General features: G+C 67.3%; 16 protein-coding genes and 1 pseudogene. 8 read left to right on the plus strand and 9 right to left on the minus strand.

Annotated elements, in window-relative coordinates; genetic code table 11:
• The first annotated feature begins 11 nt into the window (after nt 1-11).
• Entirely contained in the window at nt 12-1,640 is a 1,629-nt protein-coding gene (locus tag QM720_RS02290) for a thiamine pyrophosphate-binding protein (protein ID WP_415124547.1), read from the plus strand.
• Nucleotides 1,641-1,649: 9 nt separating this feature from the next.
• On the opposite strand, the gene QM720_RS02295 is transcribed toward QM720_RS02290, so the two are convergent.
• Nucleotides 1,650-2,291, minus strand: a complete 642-nt coding sequence (locus QM720_RS02295) for a GntR family transcriptional regulator (RefSeq protein WP_415124548.1) — start codon at nt 2,289-2,291, stop codon at nt 1,650-1,652.
• 100 nt (nt 2,292-2,391) lie between these two features.
• On the opposite strand from QM720_RS02295, the gene QM720_RS02300 reads away from it, so the two are divergent.
• From QM720_RS02300 to QM720_RS02320, 5 genes are all read left to right on the plus strand, one after another.
• On the plus strand, nt 2,392-3,609 hold the full coding sequence (locus QM720_RS02300) for a sarcosine oxidase subunit beta family protein (protein ID WP_415124549.1): 1,218 nt from the start codon (nt 2,392-2,394) through the stop codon (nt 3,607-3,609).
• 16 nt (nt 3,610-3,625) lie between these two features.
• A complete protein-coding gene (locus QM720_RS02305) occupies nt 3,626-3,928 on the plus strand; it encodes a sarcosine oxidase subunit delta (protein WP_415124550.1) in 303 nt (100 codons plus the stop codon).
• Entirely contained in the window at nt 3,925-6,849 is a 2,925-nt protein-coding gene (locus QM720_RS02310) for a 2Fe-2S iron-sulfur cluster-binding protein (RefSeq protein ID WP_415124551.1), read from the plus strand. Before QM720_RS02305 ends, QM720_RS02310 begins: the two co-directional genes overlap by 4 nt.
• On the plus strand, nt 6,842-7,441 hold the full coding sequence (locus tag QM720_RS02315; protein WP_415124552.1) for a sarcosine oxidase subunit gamma: 600 nt from the start codon (nt 6,842-6,844) through the stop codon (nt 7,439-7,441). Before QM720_RS02310 ends, QM720_RS02315 begins: the two co-directional genes overlap by 8 nt.
• A gap of 82 nt (nt 7,442-7,523) precedes the next feature.
• The gene (locus tag QM720_RS02320) at nt 7,524-8,426 is read left to right on the plus strand and encodes an IS982 family transposase (protein ID WP_415124060.1); all 903 of its coding nucleotides are present in this window, start codon (nt 7,524-7,526) and stop codon (nt 8,424-8,426) included.
• A gap of 57 nt (nt 8,427-8,483) precedes the next feature.
• Here the strand turns inward: QM720_RS02320 and QM720_RS02325 are convergent, their stop codons facing one another.
• Genes QM720_RS02325 through QM720_RS02335 form a run of 3 tightly spaced genes read right to left on the minus strand, consistent with a single transcriptional unit; the run spans nt 8,484 to nt 12,114 of the window.
• Nucleotides 8,484-9,959, minus strand: coding sequence for a PLP-dependent aminotransferase family protein (locus QM720_RS02325; RefSeq protein ID WP_415124553.1), 1,476 nt, complete (start codon nt 9,957-9,959; stop codon nt 8,484-8,486).
• Nucleotides 9,960-10,004: 45 nt separating this feature from the next.
• Nucleotides 10,005-10,739: a TSUP family transporter gene (locus QM720_RS02330; protein ID WP_415124554.1), complete on the minus strand. Its 735-nt coding sequence runs from the start codon at nt 10,737-10,739 to the stop codon at nt 10,005-10,007.
• A gap of 10 nt (nt 10,740-10,749) precedes the next feature.
• Nucleotides 10,750-12,114, minus strand: coding sequence for an aspartate aminotransferase family protein (locus QM720_RS02335; protein ID WP_415124555.1), 1,365 nt, complete (start codon nt 12,112-12,114; stop codon nt 10,750-10,752).
• Between the two features lie 234 nt (nt 12,115-12,348).
• Between QM720_RS02335 and QM720_RS02340 the strand changes: the two genes are divergently transcribed.
• Nucleotides 12,349-13,089 (plus strand): SDR family NAD(P)-dependent oxidoreductase, encoded by a 741-nt coding sequence (locus tag QM720_RS02340; protein ID WP_415124556.1) that lies wholly within the window; start codon nt 12,349-12,351, stop codon nt 13,087-13,089.
• A 10-nt stretch (nt 13,090-13,099) separates the two neighbouring features.
• Here the strand turns inward: QM720_RS02340 and QM720_RS02345 are convergent, their stop codons facing one another.
• From QM720_RS02345 to QM720_RS02360, 4 genes and pseudogenes are all read right to left on the minus strand, one after another.
• Nucleotides 13,100-13,870 carry an amidohydrolase gene (locus QM720_RS02345; protein WP_415124557.1) on the minus strand — a complete coding sequence of 257 codons (771 nt, stop codon included), beginning with the start codon at nt 13,868-13,870 and terminating at the stop codon, nt 13,100-13,102.
• Nucleotides 13,871-13,925: 55 nt separating this feature from the next.
• A pseudogene (locus tag QM720_RS02350) lies at nt 13,926-14,720 on the minus strand (amidohydrolase family protein); the annotation flags it as partial.
• Nucleotides 14,721-14,781: 61 nt separating this feature from the next.
• Nucleotides 14,782-15,129, minus strand: coding sequence for a hypothetical protein (locus tag QM720_RS02355; RefSeq protein WP_415124558.1), 348 nt, complete (start codon nt 15,127-15,129; stop codon nt 14,782-14,784).
• A gap of 42 nt (nt 15,130-15,171) precedes the next feature.
• Nucleotides 15,172-15,852 carry an aspartate/glutamate racemase family protein gene (locus tag QM720_RS02360; protein WP_415124559.1) on the minus strand — a complete coding sequence of 227 codons (681 nt, stop codon included), beginning with the start codon at nt 15,850-15,852 and terminating at the stop codon, nt 15,172-15,174.
• A gap of 177 nt (nt 15,853-16,029) precedes the next feature.
• Between QM720_RS02360 and QM720_RS02365 the strand changes: the two genes are divergently transcribed.
• The gene (locus tag QM720_RS02365) at nt 16,030-17,244 is read left to right on the plus strand and encodes an amidohydrolase family protein (protein ID WP_415124560.1); all 1,215 of its coding nucleotides are present in this window, start codon (nt 16,030-16,032) and stop codon (nt 17,242-17,244) included.
• Nucleotides 17,245-17,339: 95 nt separating this feature from the next.
• Here the strand turns inward: QM720_RS02365 and QM720_RS02370 are convergent, their stop codons facing one another.
• Complete coding sequence (locus tag QM720_RS02370; protein WP_415124561.1) at nt 17,340-17,639, minus strand: DUF3467 domain-containing protein; 300 nt, start codon at nt 17,637-17,639, stop codon at nt 17,340-17,342.
• Nucleotides 17,640-17,661: the final 22 nt, after the last annotated feature.

Raw genomic sequence — 17,661 nt, forward strand, 5'->3', positions numbered from 1 at the left:
AGGCCTGAATCGTGAAGACTTTCCAAGCGGTCGCGTGCGCGCTCGCCGACGGCGGAGTCGAGAGGCTCTTCGGCCTCATGGGCGACGCAAACATGGCCTACGTCGTCTCGTACATCCAGCACGGCCAGGGCACGTACGTTGCCGCGCTGGACGAGCGCAGCGCAACGGCGATGGCAGACGGCTACGCCCGCCGGTCGGGCAAGGTCGGCGTCGTTTCGGTCACGCACGGTCCCGGGGCGGCGAACACCATAAATCCGCTCGTTGAGGCCGTCCGGGCCGGAACGCCGCTGCTGCTGCTCACCGGCGACACGCCGGCGAAGTACGGCGAGGCGCAAGATATCGAGCTCAGCGCGCTGTTCGCAGCGACCGGGGCCGACTACTATCGCGCGAAATCACCGGCGATGGTCGCGGGCGATGTGCTGAGGGCGCTGGGGCAGGTCGCTGCGACCGGACGGCCGATGGTGCTGAACATCCCGGTCGACATGCTCGCCGCCGACGTCGAGTACGAGTCCTCGGCCAGGCAGAGCGTGGTGACCCCGGTGCTCAGCCCAGACCCTCAGGCTGTGGACGCCGCAGTCGGCGCCCTCGTCGCCTCGTCGCGACCGGTCATTCTCGCCGGAGCCGGAGCGGTGAAATCGGATGCCGCCGATGCCCTCGTCGCTCTCGGCGAACTCGTCGGCGCGCCGCTGGCGACGTCCGTCGGCGGGAAGAGTCTCTTCTTCGGCCAGCCCTATGACCTGGGCATCATGGGGACGATCGTCGAGCCGTGGGCCGCCCAGGTGATCGCCCAGGCGAACTGCATCGTTTCCTTCGGCGCCAGTCTCAACACGAACACCACGGTCGACGGCGGCTTTCTGCGCGGAAAGACCGTGATCCAGGTGGACTCGGATCCGGCGCACATCGCGCGCTGGCACGAGGCCGGCATCGGCGTCGTGGGCGACGCCCGCGCCACCGCGGAAGCGATGGTCGCCATGCTCACCGAGGCAGAGTACGTCGCGGAGTCGCCGTACCGCGAGCACGCGCTGGCGCCGGCGAGCATCCGCGAGCGAAACCTCGCTCAACTCACCGCAGAACCCGACGACCCACTCGACCCGAAGACGGCCAGCATCCTTCTTGACCAGCTCCTGCCGACCGCGCGGGTGCTGACTCTGGACTCGGGCCGATTCATGTTGCCGGTGGCGAAGTATCTCCATGCCGAAAGCGGAGCGGACTTCTTCCACCCCATGGCGTGGACTTCCATCGGCCTCGGGATCGCGACGGCGATCGGGATCTCGATCGCCGATCCGGGACGGGTGACGGTGGCGCTCGTGGGCGACGGCGGCGGGTACATGGGCCTGCTGGAGCTGCCGACCGCGGTCCGTCTGAAGCTGCCGCTTGTCGTGGTGGTGTACAACGACGCAGCGTACGGCGCCGAGTACATGAAGTTGCCGGCGTACGGCATGAACCCGGATTTCGCCCGCATCGAGCTTCCGGATCTCACCGCCATCGCCCAGAGCCTCGGCGCCCGGGCGGTGAAAGTGTCGACGCGATCAGAGCTCGAGATGGCCTTGCGGAACGTGGCGGACCTCGACGGCCCGCTGCTGATCGACCTTCACCTCTCCGCGACGCAGAACTGGGGAGTGCCGGGGCAGGGCGGATAACGGCACCGTCTAGAGTGCGCCGCGGATGACGGCCTCGAAGTGACGCACGTGGTCGGCAGCGAGTTCTGCGGCGCGATCTGCGTCTCCATCCATGATCGCGCGCAAAAGATTGATGTGTTCGCCGATGCTGTCGCCGAAATCGGGAAGCCTGGTCTGCACCAGGCACCAGATCCGGGTCGCGAGGTCGTCCAGCCGCTCCAGCGTCTCGGCGAGGTGGCGGTTATCCAGTGCACGGTAGATCAGGCGGTGCGCTTCGAGATCGAGCTCCAAGAGGCGGCGCTTGTCCTGCTCTGTGCTGGCCTGCCTGAGCTCGGTGACCAGGTCTTCGAACTCGGAACGCAGCTGCGCGCTGATCCCTTCGGCAGCCTTGCGAGCCCCCAGCGGCTCAAGCAGCTGGCGCACTTCGTAGATCTCGGCCAGGTCGGTGATGTCCACGTTCGCCGCGAACGTGCCCCGGCGCGGATACGAGACCACCAGATGATCGCTCTCCAAGCGCTTGAGAGCCTCTCTGATGGGCGTGCGCCCGAGACCTCCACCGGTGAGCGAAGCCTCGTTTATCGCCGCCCCGGGCTGGATGTCCAGCATGATCAGCCGATGCCGCAACTCGCGGTACGCCCGATCGGACTTCGATTCCTCGAGCCCCGAATTCATGTCGCCTCCTGCGCCGCTGATGCGTGCACGATATTCTACGCAAACCGGTCTGATATATTTGATGTCGATTAGCTTCACCTGGAGTTCGAGAGGGGCTGTGATGGCGGAACCCCTACCCGAGCATCCCCCGTTTCTCTGGGACGACCCGGAGCCGAAACGCGCGTACGACGCGGTCATCGTCGGCGGCGGAGGTCACGGGCTCGCCACCGCCTATTACCTGGCCAAGAATCATGGCGTGACGAACATCGCAGTGCTGGAGAAGGGGTGGCTCGCCGGCGGGAACATGGCCCGAAACACCACGATCATCCGCTCGAACTACCTGTGGGACGAATCCATCGGCATGTACGAGTTCGCCCTGAAACTCTGGGAATCGCTGCCCGCGGAACTGGAGTACGACTTCCTGTTCTCACAACGCGGGGTCATGAACGTGGCCCACACTCTGCAGGAAGTTCGCGAATCGCAACGACGGGTGAACGCCAATGTGCTCGCCGGTGTCGATGGGGAGTGGCTCACTCCGGAGCAAGTGAAGGAGCTGTGCCCGATCATCAACCTCAGCGACGACCTGCGCTATCCCGTGCTCGGCGCGACGTACCAGCCCCGGGCCGGCATCGCCAAGCACGATCACGTCGCCTGGGCATTCGCCCGCAAGTGCAACGACATGGGCGTCGACATCATCCAGAACTGCGAGGTCACCGGCTTCGCGAAATCGGGGAACCGCGTTGTGGCGGTCGAGACGACACGCGGCAAGATCCGCACGGAGACCGTCGGGCTCTGCGCTGCGGGCCATTCGTCGGTCGTGGCCGAGCGTGCCGGGTTCACCCTTCCCGTGCAGTCATACCCTCTCCAGGCGCTGGTCTCGGAGCTGCTTGAACCGGTCCAGCCCACCGTGGTGATGTCCAACCACATTCACGTCTACGTCTCGCAAGCGCACAAGGGCGAGCTCGTGATGGGGGCCGGGGTCGACGCGTACAACGGCTACGGCCAACGAGGCGGGTTTCACGTCGTCGAGGATCAACTCGCCGCCGCCGTGGAGCTCTTCCCGATCTTCGCCCGGGCGCATCTGCTTCGCACGTGGGGAGGGATCGTGGATATCACCCCGGATGCCTCTCCCATCGTGGACCGGAGCCCGGTCGACGGTATTTTCGTCAACTGCGGCTGGGGTACCGGCGGCTTCAAAGCCACACCTGCGGCGGGGTACACATTCGCTCACACCATTGCCACGGGCGACCCCCACGAACTGAGCACGCCGTTCTCCCTCGAGCGGTTCGTCAGCGGCCACCTGATCGACGAGCACGGCGCTGCCGCGGTAGCGCACTGAGGGAAGATCGCTGAGCATGCTGCTGATCCAGTGCCCACACTGTGGCCCACGCGACGAGACCGAGTTCCACTACGGCGGCCAAGCACACGTCGCCTACCCCGTCGACCCCTACGCCCTGACCGACGAGGAGTGGGCGCGATACCTGTTCTACCGGGAAAACCCCCGGGGGCTCTTCGCAGAGCGTTGGGCTCACAGCGCCGGATGCCGCAAATGGTTCAGCGCCCTGCGGGACACCTCGTCCTACGAGTTCGCTGCCGTCTACCCCGTGAATGCGGCACCGCCTCTCGACGCCGACACGGGCGAAGGAGGAGCCGCATGACTTCCGCCCGGCTGGCAGCCGAGCGCGCTCCCGGCTACGGCATCGACCGTTCGCGGCCCGTATCGTTCGTTCTCGATGGCACGCCCTATTCCGGCTATGCCGGCGACACGATCGCGAGCGCCTGTCTCGCTGCCGGACGCATCGAGTGCGGTCCGTCGATGTATCGCGGCCGCCCTCGAGGCGTCTTTACGGCGGGTGTCGAGGAGCCGAACGCGCTGGTGCGGGTGGCGCCTCGTTTCGACGGCGACATCGAGGAATCAATGCTTCCGGCGACCACGACCCCGATCACCGAGGGGCTTGCCGCTGCCTATCTGAGCGGGTTGGGGCGACTCGCCCCTGCTGCGGACGAGGCCACCTACGACCACAAGCACGTGCACACTGACGTCCTCATTGTCGGAGCCGGCCCCGCCGGGATCGCTGCGGCACGCGAAGCGGCCAAGACGGGAGCCCGGACGATCCTGCTCGACGAGCACCCGAGCCCCGGCGCGTCGCTGCTCGGCTCTCGCGGCGGCATCATCGACGGTCAGGACGCGCGGTCCTGGGTGCGGGCAGCGCTCAACGAGGCCGCGGAGGCTCCAGAGTTCACCTATCTGGCGCGCACCACCGCGGTGGGCAGCTACGACTCCAACTACGTCGTTGCGGTGCAGGACCGCACGCACACCGTGCTGGCCGACCTGGTGAACGCCAGCCCGCGCCCGGGGAAACCGCGGCAGCGGGTGTGGCATATACGCGCCGGCCACGTGATCCTCGCCACGGGATCTCGCGAGCGGCCGATCGTCTTCGCGAACAACGACCGCCCGGGTGTGATGCTGGCCGGCGCCGCGCGCACCTACCTGAACTGCTACGGGGTCGCCGCGGGGAGCGCCGTCGCGGTGGCCACCACAAACGATTCCGTCTATTGCCTTGTTGACGACTTGCACGACGCCGGCGTCGAGGTCGTCGTCGTGGTCGACTCCCGGCCGGAGCCCACTGCGCGCGCGGTCGCAACGCTCGCCCGAACCGGCGTGCGCGCCCTGTTCGGGTCGGCGATCGCCGACACCGCCGGTTCGGCATCTGGGCGCCTCGGGTCGGTGACGGTGTCTGCCCTCGGCCCGCGAGGCACGCTGCCGGAGCCCACCGAAACGATCGCCGCCGACCTGCTGGCGGTCTCGGGCGGCTTCACGCCCGTCACCGAACTGCACACCCAGCGGCAGGGCACGGTCATGTGGAGCGATCGGTGGGCGGGATTCGTCCCTTCCGCACCGGTGGCTGGTCAGTTTCTCGCGGGCGCCGTGACCGGGGATCGATCGCTCGACACCGCCCTCGCCACGGGTGCGACAGCCGGCAATCGCGCGGCGCTCGGCGCGGGGTTCACCGGTCGACTCGTCGTGCCTCACACCACCGCTGCGGACGACACCGCCGCGCCCGATCGCCCTGTGTGGCTGGTGGCGCCGGAGGACACGGCTCCCGAGGGGCTGCACGAGCACTTTGTAGATCTGCAGCGTGACCAAAGCGCGGCGGATGTGTGCCGCGCGGTCGGGGCGGGCCTGCGCAGCATCGAGCATGTCAAGCGCTACACCTCGATCTCGACCGCGAGCGATCAGGGCAAAACCAGCGGCGTGAACACGATCGGCCTTGTCGCCACCCTGCTCGCGCAACCGGATCCGTCGCTCGTCGGCACCACATCGCATCGTCCGCCCTATACCCCGGTGGCCTTTGCGGCTCTCGCCGGTCGCCGCCGCGGGGACCTGTTCGACCCGGCCCGTCTCACCGCGATTCATCCGTGGCATGTTGCCCAGGGGGCTGTCTTCGAGGATGTCGGGCAGTGGAAGCGGCCGCGCTACTACCCGCGGGACGGCGAGGACATGTCGGCGACCGTGCAGCGCGAGTGCCTGGCGGTGCGGCACGGGGTCGGATTCCAGGATGCTTCCACCCTCGGCAAGATCGAGGTGCGAGGGGCGGATGCCGGGGAGTTCTTGAACCGCGTCTACACCAACGCCTTCGCCAAGCTTGAGCCGGGAAAGGCACGCTACGGAGTCATGTGCACCCCGGACGGGATGATCTTCGACGACGGGGTCACGCTCCGAATCGCTGAGGACCGCTTCTTCCTGACGACGACGACCGGCGGGGCGGCACGTGTGCTGGACTGGCTGGAAGAGTGGCATCAGACCGAATGGCCACACCTCGACGTCTTCTTCACGTCGGTGACCGACCAGTGGTCGACGATCGCGATCGCGGGACCGCGATCACGAGATGTCGTGGCGAAGATCGCCCCCGGTCTCGACGTGTCCGCGCAGGGGTTCGGGTTCATGGAGTTCCGCGAGACGACACTCGCTGACGGCATCCCCGCTCGCCTCTGCCGGATCTCGTTCTCCGGCGAGTTGGCCTTCGAAGTCAACGTCGACGCCTTCTACGGCCTAGAGGTGTGGAAGCTCGTCGCCGACGCGGGCGCCGAGTTCGACATCACGCCGTACGGCACCGAAGCGATGCACGTGCTGCGGGCCGAGAAGGGCTTCATCATCGTCGGGCAAGACACCGACGGCACGGTGACGCCACAGGACGCGGGGATGGGCTGGGTGGTCTCGAAGGTCAAGGATTTCATCGGCAAACGCTCCTACCAGCGGGCCGACACCGCCAGACCCGACCGGAAGCACCTCGTGGGCGTCGTGCCGGTCGACCGGGCCACCCTCGTGCGCGAAGGCGCGCAACTGGTGGCATCCGGCACCCCGATCACGCCGCAGCTGGGCCCCGTGCCGACGATCGGCCATGTGACCTCTTCGTACTACTCCGCGTCCCTCGGGCACCCGTTCGGTCTGGCTCTGGTTCACGACGGCCGAAATCGGATCGGCGAGATCGTGCAGGCTTTCGCCGGCGAGATCGTCGACGTGGAGATCACCGAACCCGTCTGGTACGACCCCGAAGGGATCCGGCGAGATGGCTGACCTCGATGGCCTGCGCATCGCTCCCGCGGCGCACCTGGCAGACGCGATGGATGCAGCATCCGCCGCGACGAGCGGCACCGTCTCGCTGCGTGAGATCGCGTTCGCCGTTCAGCTGGGGCTGCGCGCGCATCCGGAGAGCGCCTCGGCGCGGGCGCTGTCGGCATCCCTCGGCGTACCGCTGCCGCGGCAGGTCGGCCACGTGAGCGGGGATCCCGGCGCTGTGCACATCATCTGGATCAGCCCCGACGAGTTCCTCGCGGTAGACACGTCCCGTCGCCGGCAGCCCGATGAGGCGGCCGTCGCCGAGGCCGCGCTGCGCGAGCTCCCGGGCCAGGTGGTGGATCTGTCGGCGAACCGCGCGATCCTGGAGCTCACGGGGATTCACGCGCGCGATGTGCTCGAGAAAGGATGCCGCGCCGACCTGCATCCGCGGGCGTTCTCTGTCGGCTCCGCCTGGACGACCCAGCTCGCTCAGGTGCCGCTGATCCTGCACCATGCGGGCGAGAACAGCTACCGGCTGTTCCCCCGCGCCTCGTTCGCTGATTACACCGTGCGTTGGCTCATCGACGCAATGGCCGAGTACGCGGTCTAGATGAGTGAGTCCGTTTGGCTTGTTTGGCTCTGACGCGGCGTGGACGCTGTTAATGCGAGGCGGAGGGTGTTAACCCCGGTGTGTGAAAACTGAACTCAACACCCTCCTGATCACACTCTACGTCCACCTCGATGACCGGATCCTTCCAGCGATCGGCTTCACCCGGGATCGTTCACCGGGCCGTAAGCCCGCGCTCAACGACGTCGAGCTGTTGTGTCTGCTGGTCGCGCAGCATCTGCTCGGGATTGCGTCGGACCGTAAGTGGATCCGGCACGCACGGAAGCACTTCATCGGGATGTTCCCGAACCTGCCTGGACAGTCCGGATGGGGCAAACGCGTCCGGCAAGCCACTGGGCTGCTGTCGGCGGTGATCACCGAGCTCGCTCGCGACACCCCGTCCTGGGGTGAGATCACCCGGCTGGTCGACTCGACCCCGGTGCCCTGCGCCGCGTCGAGGGAGACCGTGAAACGCTCCGACCTGGCCGGGCATGCCGGCTACGGGTACTGTGCATCCCACTCCCGATACTTCTGGGGGTTCCGGCTCTACCTTGTCTGCACTCCCGACGGGATGCCCGTGATCTGGGGGCTCGCGAACCCGAAGATCGGAGAACGCGAGGTCACCGAGGCACTACTCCGGCACGACCAGCATCTCGTCCGCCCTGGACAGGTGATCGTCGGCGATAAGGGGTTCGCGGGCCGCGAGTTCGAGGCCTTCATCACCGACGAACTCGGCGGACACCTGATCCGTCCCGACCGGAAGGACGAGAACCCCAGGTTCGGGAAGCTCGGCGGCATCCGGCAATGGGTCGAGTCCGTGTTCGACACATTGAAAGGACAACTCACCCTCGAAGACCACGGCGGCAGAACACCCGCAGGGGTCTACTCCCGCGTCGCCGCCCGCCTCCTCGCCCTCGCCGCCGGAATCTGGCACAACTGGCTCACCGACGCCCCCAACAAACGATCCCTCATCGCCTACGACCACTGAAAACGATCGGACTCACTCATCTAGGCTGCAGCCCGAGCTGCAGCGGTGATCGCCGCCTCACTGCTGTGCCCGGATGACCTCGCCGAGGATGCGGACCCCGGGACGGATGGCCTCGAGCGGGATCGCGTTGAACCCCACCCGGAGGCTGCCGCGTGGGGGGTCTTCGCCGAGATGGAACGCCGCACCGGGGTCGACGAGCACGCCGCGCCGAGCAGCCGCAGCGGCCGCAGCCGTCCCGTCGAATCCGGCGTCGCCCGTGACCCAGATGCTCATCCCGCCCGCGGGGGCGCTGAGCGGCCAGGGCAGCTCGGCCAGGAGCGCGTCGGTGAGCGTCTCCCACTTCGCACGCAAGTGGTTGCGGTGACGACGGAGCGCACGATGATAGTCGCCGGACTGGATGAACAGCGCCAGCGCCCGTTGCGAGTGACCGCTCGGGTGCCGGCTTGCGTAACGACGTCGACGCCGCAGGCGGGAGACGAACTCCGGCGAGGCGACCACGAAGCCGAGGCGGATGCCGGGAGCAACGAACTTGGAGAATGTGCCGACGTACACAACGCGGCCGTCGGTGTCCAGAGATTTCAGCGGCGGAGTCGGTCGCCCGCGGTAGCGCACCTCGGAGTCGTAGTCGTCTTCGATCACGATGAAGTCCTCTTCTGCTGCACGCCGAAGGATCTCCAGCCGGCGCGGGTAGCTCAAGGTGACGGAGGTGGGGTGCTGATGGCTCGGAGTCAGGTACAGATAGTCACACCGCGCCGCGGGAGGCACACGTGCGCCCTGCTCGTCCACCGGGATCGGGAGAATCGTCGCGCCCGATTCCGCCACGATGTGCGCGGCATCCCGATACCCGGGATCTTCCAGGGCCACGGTGACGTCGTGGCCGAACGCCAGATCGGCGATGAGCGAGAGCGCCTCCTGCGCGCCGGACGTGACGAGGATCGTGCTCTGGTCGGCGATCACGCCGCGGGGCGCGAGAATCTCGGTGCGGATCATCTCCACCAGCAGCGGATCGTCGAGGTCGGAGGAATCGCGGATGCTGAACGGCAAGTGCGCCCCGTAGAGGGCTTCGGAGCTCGCGCGGGACCAGGCGCGGGCGGGGAACCTCGCCGTCTCCGGCTGTCCCGGGAGGAAAGGGAACGGGAAGGCCGTCCAATCCGGGTGCGTCGCCGGCGGGTCCAGCGGCGTCTGCGGACGCCGCATCCGCTCCTCCCAGCCCACCGGCGCCGCCTCGGTCTGCGCGGTCGTGACGGCGGTGTCGTGCGTCCGCGCCGCGAATTCGCGCGCGATGACAGTCGGGTACAGCCCGCTCCGCGGCCGCGACTCCACCAGACCGAGCGCGATCAGTTCGTCGTAGGCGGCGTTGACCGTGTTCCGTGAGACGCCGAGCGTGCTCGCCAGAAACCGGGAGGAGGGCAGGGCGCGCAGCGCCGGCAGCTCCGACGCCGCAAGGAGTTGTTCGATGTGGCTGCGCACGCGCTGGTAGAGAAACGTGCGCTCGGCGCCGCCGATCGGTGGGGTCGGGAGGTCAACGGCCATGGCAACTCACGGCAAGTCTACGCGCGCGGCCGCGGTGGGCGCCGGTCACGTCGGCACCGGAGCGAGCACGCTGACCACCACGAGTGAGGCGCCGGCGGCAATGCTCACAAGCACCGCCGCCCGTCGCACCGTGTCGTTCGGGATGCTGCGCACCCATCGCCGCGCTCCCACGTGGGACACGGCCGCGACGGCCGCGACGACCGCGCTGAGGCGCACATCCTCGGCCGTCGGCGGTCGGACCACACTCGTCGCGACGAGCGACAGCACCGTCATCGCAAGGAAGGCGGCGGAAAGGTTCGCGCGAAACTGGGCCGCGTCCGACGGACGGTAGGTCATCGCGAGCGGCGGGCCGGGGATCGCCGCGATGGAGTTCAGTGCCCCGGCCACGAGCGCTGCCAGAGCCAAGAACGGGGCGGATGACGGAACTCGAACGCCCCGCACGATGACGCAGCCCGCGACGACGACGACGATGCCGGCGGCGAGCTGCAGCATCCGAGGGTCCAGCGCGCGGAGCACGGCGGCCCCGATGACGGTGCCCGGAAGCGCGGCGACCACGATGAACGTCACCACCCTCCAGCGCCACCCGTGCCGGTTCTGGGCCAGTGTGAGCGAGAGCACGACCAGACTCGCCGCCAGCACCGGCATCGGCCCGGCCTGCGGTGCCGCGATCAGCACCGCAGGCCCGGCGACGAGCCCGAACCCGACGCCCGTTGCGGATTGAGCGATCGCCCCCACCAGCACGCCGACGACGATCAGAAGGAGCGCTGCCGCGTCGATCACGGTCGCTCGTTCACGCGGCTGCGGGCGTCCCCGCCGTGGTGTACCCGTCGGTGAGATCGAGCACCGTGTCAAGCAGCGCTAGCCCCCGTCGGGCGTCTTCGTGCGTCATCGTCAGAGGAGGGGCGAGGTGGATGCGGTGGTACTGGTGGAACAGCAGCAGACCCGCATCGCGTGCCGCGGTGAGCGTGCGCGAAATCGCCTCGCTCGAGCCGCCGTAGGGTGCGATCGGCTCTTTCGTGTCGCGATCGACGACCAGATCAAGCGCCCAGAAGGCTCCCAGCCCGCGCACGTCGCCCACGCTGGGGTGACGCCGCGCGAGCGCCGTCAGACCGGGCCCCAGCACGTCCGACCCCAAGACGGCCGCTTGCGCGGGCACGTCTTCGGCGATCATCGTCTCGATCGTCGCGACGGCGGCCGCGCACGCCAGCAGGTGGCCGGAGTAGGTCATGCCGCCCGGGTAGGGACGCTCATCGAAGAAGTGCGCGATCGGGCCGTTCACCATCACCCCGCCAAGAGGGACATAGCCCGAGTTCACGCCCTTCGCGAAGGTCATGAGGTCCGGTTGCACGTCGTAGTGCTCGGACGCGAACCAGGCTCCGGTGCGGCCAAAGCCGACCATCACCTCGTCGAGGATCAGCACGATGCCGTAGCGGTCGCAGATCTCGCGCACACCGGCGAGGTATCCCGGCGGCGGGGGCATGACGCCGGCCGTGCCCGGGATCGTCTCGAGGATGAGCGCGGCGAACGCCTGCGGACCCTCGAATCGGATGACCTCCTCCAGATGGGTCAGGGCGCGCTCGCACTCCTCACGCTCGTTCGTCGCCTGAAACACCGTGCGATACAGGAACGGACCGAAAAAGTGCACGCTCCCGGAACTCCCGTAGTCGTTGGCCCAGCGGCGGTGATCGCCCGTTGCGTTGATCGCCATGCTCGTCGAGCCGTGGTACGAGCGGTACTGCGAGAGGACCTTGTAGCGTCCGGTGAACTGCCGCGCCATCCGGATCGCGTTCTCGACCGCCTCGGCCCCGCCGACGGTGAAGAACACCTTCTCGATCGCCTCGGGCGCCTGCTGCACGATCAGCCGCGCTGCCTCCGAACGCACCTCGTTCGCGTACGCCGGAGCGATCGTCGGAAGGCGCGCTGCCTGCTCCTGGATGGCCGCAACGATCGCCGGATGCTTGTGGCCGAGGTTGGTGTAGACCAGCTGCGACGAAAAGTCCAGGTAGCGCCGGCCGTCGGCATCGACGACCTCCGACCCTGCCGCATCCGCGACCACCAGCGGATCGAGCTGAGCCTGCGCCGACCAGGAGTGAAAAACGTAGCGACGGTCGTGGTCGTACACAGTGCGGCCGTGCACCGATGACGGGATCGGCATGGATGCCCCTTTCGCTCGACACAACGATCCTCCGCGCATCTGCTGGTCCCTACCAGATCCAGTGCACCAACGAGATGATGGGTCCAGAAGTCACGCGTTCGTCATCCGCGGGCTCGAGAGGTGCTTCGTTTCGTTCCGACGACGTCTGGCACCTCTGATCTGTCGTGAACTGGTGCTTGGTGTGAACCAGCCCCCGCCGCGAGGGTAGAAGTGCGCCGAATCGAGAGGACCGTCATGACCCCCACACCCCGTACCGCCGTCGTCACCGGCGCATCGAGCGGCATCGGCCGGGCCACGGCCCTGAGCCTGGCCGCGACCGGCTACCACGTGATAGCCGGCGCTCGCCGGCTCCCGCTGCTGGAAGATCTCGCCCGTACGCCCGGCATCCACTGCGCTCAACTCGATGTCACCGACCAGGATTCCGTCGACCGTTTCGTCGCGGAGATCGACCGCTGCGATGTGCTCGTGAACAACGCCGGCGGCGCGATCGGTGCCGACTCGATCGCCGAGGCGAACCTCGCCGACTGGCAGGCGATGTACGACGTGAACGTCCTGGGCACGCTCCGTCTCACCAAGGCGCTGCTGCCCCTGCTCATCGAGTCCGGCGACGGGCAGGTGGTCACGATCGGTTCGATCGCCGCACGCGAGTCGTACCGTGGCGGGGGCGGCTACAACGTGGCGAAACACGGCGTCGCAGCCTTGACCCGAGTGCTGCGCATCGAGATGCTCGGCCTCCCGGTGCGTGTGAGCGAGATCGACCCAGGCTTGGTCGAGACCGAGTTCAGCATCAATCGGTTCGGCGGCGACGCCGAGGCCGCCGCCCGCGTGTACGCCGGGCTCACGCCGCTGTCGGCCGCAGACATCGCGGATGCTGTCACGTGGGTCGTGCAACGGCCGCCCCATGTGAACATCGACTCGATGCTCATCCTCGCTCGCGACCAGGTCTCCGCACAGGTCGTGCATCGGCGCGCCTGACCGCGGCGATCTACACGCCCCGTGCCGGAAAGTGGCGCCCGCCCGAGACCGTCCCGTAGACCTTCACATCGCGCAGACCAGCAGGCGTGGCCTCCAACGGGTCGGAGCCGAGGATCGCAAAGTCGGCGAACTTCCCGGCCTCGATCGATCCGACGTCCTGATCCATCTTCAACTGATAGGCGCCACCGATCGTGATCGCGTGGAGCGCTTCCGCTACGCTCAACCGCTCCTGTTCGCCGAGAATCCTCCCGCTTTGCGTCTCGCGCGTGGCGGCGTAGCTTGCGGTTGCCAGCGGATCCATCGGCGTGATGGGCGTGTCGGAGTGCAACGAGATCGAGACGCCGTGGCGGAGGGCTGTGGCCGCAGCGTTCATGCGGCATGCACGGTCGGGGCCGAAGACCCTCTCGTAGTGGATGTCGCCGTAGTACCAGATGTGGTTGGAGAAGATGTTGGCGCACATCCCCAACGCGGCCATTCGTCGATACTGCGCGGCGGTCGACAACTGGGAATGCGTCACGGTGTGGCGATGGTTCCACCGCGGATGCTCCTCGAGGGCGTTCTCGACCGTGTTCAGGTACAGCTCGGTTGCCGCGTCGCCGTTGCAGTGGGCGTGTGCAGTGAAGCCCGCAGCGTGATACGCGCCGAAAAGGTTGGGCAGGTGCTCCGGCGGGGTGACCCACATGCCTTCGCGCCCGAACTCCAGGTACCCCGGTTCCTGTTGCTGAGCGGTAAAACCCTGGTTCGAGCCGTCGACGACGAACTTGACGAAGCCGAAACGCAACTTCGCGGAACTGTGCTTTTTGAGGTCCCTTCAGACGACGGATCTGCTCGCGAAGCTCCACTCCCCCCACCGTGTAGCCCTGCACGACGTGGAAGACTGCCAGCCGGGCCGGGAACCTCTCGGCATCCACCTGATCGTGGAGCCACTCGGTGTAGCCCTCGGTCATCAGACTCTGGTTGCCGAGGTCGGAAACAGTGGTCACGCCGTTGTTGACTGCGTCTGCGCCGAAGTTCTCCAGCGTCGTGGGGTCCGTCGGGTTTCCGAGCACGAGAATCGGACTCACGGTCTGCGCGAGCATCATCGTCGGCAGCTCGTGCAGTTCGCCGGTGGGCTCTCCCGCGGCGTCCTTGACAACGCCGACGGCGACGCTCTCGCGCGTGATGGCGTTGCCGACGAGCGCCGCGGAGTTCACCGTCATCGCATGGCCGCTCTGGTGGATCACACCAATGTGCCGCGTCGTCGAGACCTCGTCCAAGTCTTCGCGGGTGAGTGGCCTGCTGCCGAGGAGGAGGGCGTCGAACCCCCACGCCATGAGCGGTGCGTCCGGGTCGGAGATGGTTGCCTCGGCCTGCGTGAGTCTGGCCAGGACATCGGCAAGATCAGTGCACCCGGGCCACGGCGTGCCGTCCGGGGCGACCCGATCGGCCGTGCCGACGTAGGTGCTGCCCCATGCCGCACCCGAGAACATGTGGGCGTGCGCCTCGACCAGCCCCGGGAAGATCACCTTGTCGGCGTAGCGCTCATCCACGCGCGCCGGGCCGTATGCCTTCAGCTCCTCCATCGAACCGACGGCGCGGATCCGATCGCCACGCACCATGACGGCCTCGGCGGTGGGCCGGGCCGGGTCCATCGTTCGCACCAGACGCGCCGGGTAGATGACCAGCTCGGGCTCAGCATCCGCCGTCTGCACGTCATTCACCTTCGGGCGCCGAGATCTTCTCCACGCGGCGGATCCGCGAGCGTGAGCCTTCCCCGTACGGCCCCCATTTCTGCATGAACCCCTCCGTCAGGGCCGCGATCCGAGGATCCGCCAGCCCCCGGTTGAGTGCGTCGGGTGAGTCGAACGTGTACACGGCGTAGTGCACCGGATACTCGCCCTCGTCGAGGCTCCACCAGCGCTCGGCCGACACGGCTCCGAAGGCACTCAGCGAGTTCGGAAAGTGCCCCGAGCTGTACCACTCCTCGAATTCCGTGATCTTCGAGGTGTCGTGCACGACGAGTCGGATCATCAGCGTGTCGGGTTCTGTTGCCTCAACCATGGTTCTCCTTCGGTTCCGAGTTTTTGGGCGAGAACGATCCGTTTAGGAGCCAGCCGGATCGGAGTACGTCACTTGGCCCATCGCCATCGCGACCGCGGCCTGGACGGGGTCTATCACCGGAACGCCGAGCATCTCTTCCAGTGGCGCGCGAAACGCTCCCGCGGCGCCGACGCCGATAATGACGACTTCGGCTCCGTCGAGGTCACGCAACTCGGCGCCGACCTTCAGCGCGGCCGCGGCAACCTTTGTCTCATCGTCGGCGTCTTCTGCGGTCAGACCGATCCAGCGCTCGCCGGCGAAGCGATCGAGCAAGCCCAGCTGGCGCATGTGACGCACGTGTCTGCGGATCGCGTGCGGCTGAATGGCGATGATCCCGAACTTCTCACCGCGAGAAAGCGCCGTCAGCACCGCGGATTCGTTGATCCCGAAAACCGGTCGCTTTCCGGCTGCCTCGCGGCACACCCACAGCCCCGGGTCCGCGTAGCATCCGATGATGAACGCATCGCTGGTGTCGTCGGCCTTGATGATCTCCGCCATCGGCAGGGCAACGCTGTCGATGTTCTCTTGAGTGACCATGTGCGCAGGGCCGCCCGTGAGGGTGACGTAGTTCAGCTCAAAGCTGTCGTTGAACTCGAACGGCCGCAACGTGTGCTGAAACCGCTCGGTCAGGGCCTCATCATCGCTCGGGTTGATGATGGTGATCTTCTTGGGCCGCTTGCTCACGCCGCTCGCTTCCTACGACCGGCTCCTGCGTGCAGAGCGATGAGAACCCACGCTGGCCGGGTTTGGCAACGCGAGCTCCAGTCGTAGGCTCAGGATACCCCAGAAATATCAATTGCGTACTACGCTGGTGGCGAGCGCCCAACCAGCGCGATCCTCCAGCGCTGAAGGGGCAACAAAATGGCAACCGTTCTCACCAATGCCCAGATCCTCGATGTCGAAGACGGCACGATCTCGGCCGACACCTGGATCGCCTTCGCTGACGGCAGGATCGCCGGCCGCGGCGCGGGCGAGCCCGATCTGAGCGCGGACGTCGAGATCATCGACGTCGCCGGCGCCACGGTGATGCCCGGCCTCATCGACGCCCATGTGCACCTGGCGATCTCCACCCTGAGCGCCACCGAGGCGGCAGGCTGGTCACAGTCGTACGCCGCGGCCCGCACCTTCGAGCGGGCCGAGAAGATGTTGCGCCGCGGCTTCACCTCGGTGCGGGATGTGGGCGGGGCCGACTACGGCGTCGCGCAGGCCGCTGCCGAGGGGCTCGTCAACGCGCCACGGATCTTCTTCGGCGGAAAGCTGCTGTCGCAGACGGGTGGACACGGCGATCTCCGCCCGCTCGGACAGCACGTTGACTGTCGATGCGAGGATGTCGCGGCAACCATGATCGTCGATGGCGTCGACGAGATGCGCCGGGCGGTGCGCGACGAACTGCGCAAAGGCGCCGACCACATCAAACTGACCGTTTCCGGCGGTGTCGCATCGCCCCACGACGAGATCGACGCCGTCCAATTCACCTACGACGAGATCCGCGCGGCCGTGATCGAAGCCGAAAACGCCAACCGCTATGTCACCGTGCACGCCTACCACCCCCGGGCGATCGCGCAGGCGCTGAACGCGGGGGTGCACTGCATCGAGCACGGCAACCTGCTCGACGACGACAACCTCGCGCAAATGGCCGCGCAAGGTACCTGGCTGGTGCCCACCCTCGTCTTCTTCGAGCTCATGCACCAACAGGGCGCCGCGGGAGCGCTGGGCCCGGGAGCGTTTGCAAAGGTGGAGCCGGTGCGCAACGCCGGGCTCCAGGCCTACGCAAAGGCCAAGGCGGCTGGCATCCCCATCGCATTCGGCACTGACCTCATCGGGCCGATGGAATTTGCGCAACTGAACGAGTTCCTGATTCGCGCTCAGGTCACACCACCGGATGAGGTGCTGCGGGAGGCAACCGTCTACGCGGCCAAGCTGCTGCGGCGCGAGGGCCAGCTGGGCACGTTGCAGCAGGGGGCCATCGCAGATGCAATCGTGCTCACGGGCAACCCGGTGGAGAACATCGCCCTGCTCACAAAGCCCGAAGACAACCTCATCCACGTGTTCAAGGACGGCGTGAAGGTCGCCTGAGCGGGTCGTCGTCGGCGCATCGTCGACGTCCGGCGATTTCCTGAGGGATGTCGATCAATCAGGGACGTCACCCGCGTGCCGACGGGGGGGTCGCTTCAGTGACCGGAGCGGCGGCCGGTCTCCTGCTCCCAGAACTCCAGCTGCTGCGTCAGCGCCTTGGCCAGTTCGAACACCTGCTGCGGCGGGATGCGCACGCGCTGCACGACCCGCCCCGGAACGACGGTGATGGCGTTGCCGTCGGCATCCGTCGCCGCCTGCGGGGGCCGCGCGAGCGACACGAAGTCCATCACGAACACGTCGGGCGTGTGCCACACGTTCGCGAAATCGGCGTAGCTGCCGGGCACGACCTCGGGCGGCAGGTCGATCTCGAATTGGCGCGGCATGTCGTCGGTCATGGCATCCCCTCGGTGTGTGCTC

Source organism: Microbacterium sp., from assembly GCF_047602155.1.
Lineage (GTDB): Bacteria > Actinomycetota > Actinomycetes > Actinomycetales > Microbacteriaceae > Microbacterium.